Origin of the sequence: Nocardioides sp., assembly GCF_051876515.1 — a bacterium.
Lineage (GTDB): Bacteria > Actinomycetota > Actinomycetes > Propionibacteriales > Nocardioidaceae > Nocardioides.
Genome location: NZ_JBJEHY010000057.1, coordinates 1 through 3,461, shown reverse-complemented (window position 1 = coordinate 3,461; position 3,461 = coordinate 1). Strand labels below are relative to the sequence as shown.

The 3,461-nt window shown below is 69.1% G+C and carries 4 protein-coding genes; 1 reads left to right on the top strand and 3 read right to left on the bottom strand.

Features of this window, described 5'->3' with window-relative positions; translation table 11 throughout:
- The coding region (gene rplL, locus ACI379_RS03610; RefSeq protein WP_439790695.1) for a 50S ribosomal protein L7/L12 at window positions 1-346 on the bottom strand (346 nt) is incomplete at its 3' end.
- 82 nt (window positions 347-428) lie between these two features.
- On the bottom strand, window positions 429-1,088 hold the full coding sequence (gene rplJ / locus ACI379_RS03605) for a 50S ribosomal protein L10 (protein WP_439790694.1): 660 nt from the start codon (window positions 1,086-1,088) through the stop codon (window positions 429-431).
- Between the two features lie 285 nt (window positions 1,089-1,373).
- Between rplJ and ACI379_RS03600 the strand changes: the two genes are divergently transcribed.
- Complete coding sequence (locus tag ACI379_RS03600) at window positions 1,374-2,366, top strand: DnaB-like helicase C-terminal domain-containing protein (RefSeq protein WP_439790693.1); 993 nt, start codon at window positions 1,374-1,376, stop codon at window positions 2,364-2,366.
- Window positions 2,367-2,411: 45 nt separating this feature from the next.
- Here the strand turns inward: ACI379_RS03600 and ACI379_RS03595 are convergent, their stop codons facing one another.
- Window positions 2,412-3,248 carry a hypothetical protein gene (locus ACI379_RS03595; protein ID WP_439790692.1) on the bottom strand — a complete coding sequence of 279 codons (837 nt, stop codon included), beginning with the start codon at window positions 3,246-3,248 and terminating at the stop codon, window positions 2,412-2,414.
- Window positions 3,249-3,461 lie beyond the last annotated feature (213 nt).

Below are 3,461 nucleotides of genomic sequence, written 5' to 3'. Positions count from 1 at the left end.
CCTTGTCAGCGGCCTCCTTGTTGACGCCCTCGAGGATCGCCTTCGGGGCACCCTCGACGAGGTCCTTGGCCTCCTTCAGACCGAGGGAGGTCAGGGCGCGCACCTCCTTGATGACGTTGATCTTCTTGTCACCAGCGGCCTCGAGGATGACGTCGAAGTCGTCCTTCTCGGCAGCGGCGTCGCCACCGGCGGCAGCGCCACCGGCAGCCGGGGCGGCGGCAACGGCGACGGGAGCGGCGGCGGTCACGCCGAAGGTCTCCTCGAACTCCTTCACGAACTCGGAGAGCTCGATGAGGGTCATCTCCTTGAAAGCGTCAAGGAGCTCTGCGGTGCTGAGCTTCGCCATGATGGGCGATTCCTTCCATTCGTTGGCCGGACCGCTACGTGCGGACCGTCCGGGGTTTCAGGTGGTGTACGTCGGCCTGGTCTCAGGCGTCGGTGGACTCGGTCGCCTCGTCGGCAGCCTCGGCGGGGGCGTCCTCGGTGGGAGCCTCCTCCGCAGCAGCCTCGTCGGCGGCCGGAGCGTCCTCGGCAGCGGCCGGCGTGCCGGCACCACCTGCGAGGATCGAGGGGTCCTGCTCGGCCTTGGCCTGCAGCGCACCCGCGAGACGGGCGGCCTGGGCGATCGGCGCGTTGAGCAGGTAGACGGCCTGGGAGAGCGAGGCCAGCATGGCGCCGGCCATCTTGCCCAGGAGCACCTCACGCGACTCGAGATCGGCCAGCTTGGCGATCTCGGCAGCGTCGAGGGTGTTGCCGTCCAGGACGCCGCCCTTGATGATCAGGGCGGGGTTTGCCTTGGCAAAGTCACGCAGACCCTTGGCAGCCTCAACGACGTCGCCGGTGATGAAGGCGATGGCGGTGGGGCCGTTGAGCAGGTCGTCGAAGCCTTCGATGCCCGCCTCATTGGCGGCAATCTTGGCCAGCGTGTTCTTGACCACGGCGTAGTTGGCGTTCTCGCCGAGGGAGCGCCGCAGATCCTGCAGCTGCTTCACGGTGAGCCCGCGGTACTCGGTCAGCACCGCGCCAGCGGCACCGTTGAACGACTCAACGATGTCCGCGACGGCGGCAGTCTTCTCTGGCCGCGCCATGGGTCTCCTTCCGGACTGAACCACCGGAACTCGGCCCTGGAACGACGAACGCCCCAGGCGCAGGCCCGGGGCGTCACGATGCGGTGATCGATGTGCTCCACCTGCGCTGGCCGTCCGCTGAGCGGAACCTTCGGTCCTGGGCTGGTGCCCATGACCACCGGCGGTCTTAGGTTTCGAGAGGCAACAGTACGCACCGCGGCACACGGTTCCAAATCCGCGGGGCCGCACCCAGGAATTCGCCCATTCCGCCCACGCCCGGGGTCTCCCACTGGTCCAATGACTGCCGTGGATCCCCAACTCTGGACTGTCGGCAGCTCTCTGGTGGAGAGCGACGAGCGCATGCGCAGCGGACGCATGGCCGCGGACCGCCTCTGGCCGACCGGTTTCGCCCTGCTCGACGAGTCGATCGGCGGGGGCCTGCGGGCCGGCTCGCTGACCCTGCTCGCCGGACCGCAGGGCCTCGGCAAGTCGACGTACGCCCTGCAGATGGCGCGCAACACCGCGCGCTCGGGACGTCCGGTCGTCTACTTCTCCTACGAGCACGACGCGGAGGACATGACGCAGAAGCTGCTGGCCCTGGAGGCCGGCGAGGCCGACGAGTCCAACCTCGTGCGCGTCAACGACGTCCGCGCCAGCTACGACGACCTGTCGACCAACAGCCTGGAGACGCGCCTCGAGCGGATCCCGGCCGGCCTCGACGCCCTCAACCGGGTCGCCCAGTACGCCAACAACCTGTACCTGCACCGCTCGACGGGCAGCCGTACCGACCTCGACGCGATCACCACGATCGCCACCGACGTCCACCAGCACACCGGCATCCCGCCGCTGCTGGTGATCGACTACCTGCAGAAGGTGCGCGTCGAGGGCGACCACGACGAGAACGAGCGCTCCACCCGCATCGTCGAGGGCCTCAAGGACCTCGCCATCGACCTCTCGGCCCCGATCCTCGCGGTCGCGGCGGCCGACAAGGAGGTGCTGGGGACGGGCACCCGCATGCGCGCCAACAACCTGCGCGGCTCCTCGGCCCTGGCGTACGAGTCCGACATCGTGCTCGTGCTCAACAACAAGTACGACATCGTCGCCCGCCACCACCTGACCTACGACGCCACCAACGCCGAGCGCTTCCGCGAGTGGGCCGTGCTGACGGTGGAGAAGAACCGCTTCGGTCGCGACGGCGTGGTCATGGAGTTCCGGACCCGCTTCGACCAGGCCCGCTTCGAGAACGAGGGCCGCAGCGTCCGCGAGATCCTGGTGGGCGACCGCATCACCGCCGAGTGAGGCAGGGCGTACGGCTCCGGGGCCCCGCCAGGTGCCGTACGTCCCTCAGGCGTCCTGCTGCAGCTGGTTGGTCACGTCCGTGGCGTCCGGGGCGTTGATCTCCACCGGGAGGCCGAAGTCGGAGTAGCGCACGTCGGTGCGCGAGGTGGTGCTCTCACGGCCCTGCGCGGCCGGCACCTCGATCTCCTGCTCGAAGCGTCGGATCCTGTCGTCGGCGTCGACCCACACCCGCGTGGTGATCTCCTCGGGCAGCATCGTGGCCATCCGGGTGGGCATCTGCAGGCCCTCCAGGTACGCCTCGGCGCTGACCACGACCCGGTACCGGTTCGTCGCCACCCCGTCGACCTCGTCGGCCTCCTCGAAGGAGAACGCCGCCGGCTCCCGCATCGGGCTCAGCACGGCGACCGGGTCGTGCGCCCGTGCCGCGAAGCCGTACATCGAGTCGGACCCCTGCCCCAGGTGCAGCTGCAGCCACTTGTCGCCCAGGCCCAGCTGGGCGCTGCGCATGTACAGCACGTCGTCGAGGACCACCATGTCGGCCGCTGACGGTCCGGTGCCGGTGGAGTACTGGTCGGTGCCGCCGTCGGTGAACCGGAAGGCGCCGTACAGGCTGGTGGTCCCGGGAACCTGGCCACCCACGGTCGTGGTCGAGGTCGTGAACGCCAGCGACCCGGACTCACCCAGCGCGTCCAGGGTGCGTTCGGCGAACTCGGAGGAGCCGAGCTTCTCCAGCTCCCCCGCCGGCGGCGCGCTGTCCGGCTCCGCGATCCGTTCCTGCAGCGTCAGCTCCTCGCCCGCCGGCTCCTCCTGACCGCACCCGGTCAGACCCAGAGCCAGTACGGCACACGCCACCAGCGCACCACGTACCCCGTTCGGTCGCATGCGGGCCTCCCTGTCTGCCGGGGACCTTTCTAGCCGAAACCGTCCCATGAATGCACGACACCCCGGTCAGTCCGTGGACTGACCGGGGTGTCGACGAGCGGGAATCAGGCAGTCGCCTCGTCCTCGACCACGACGTTCTTCACGCGGTTCGGGTCCACCTGGATGCCGGGGCCCATGGTGGTGGAGAAGGTGATCTTCTTGATGTAGCGGCCC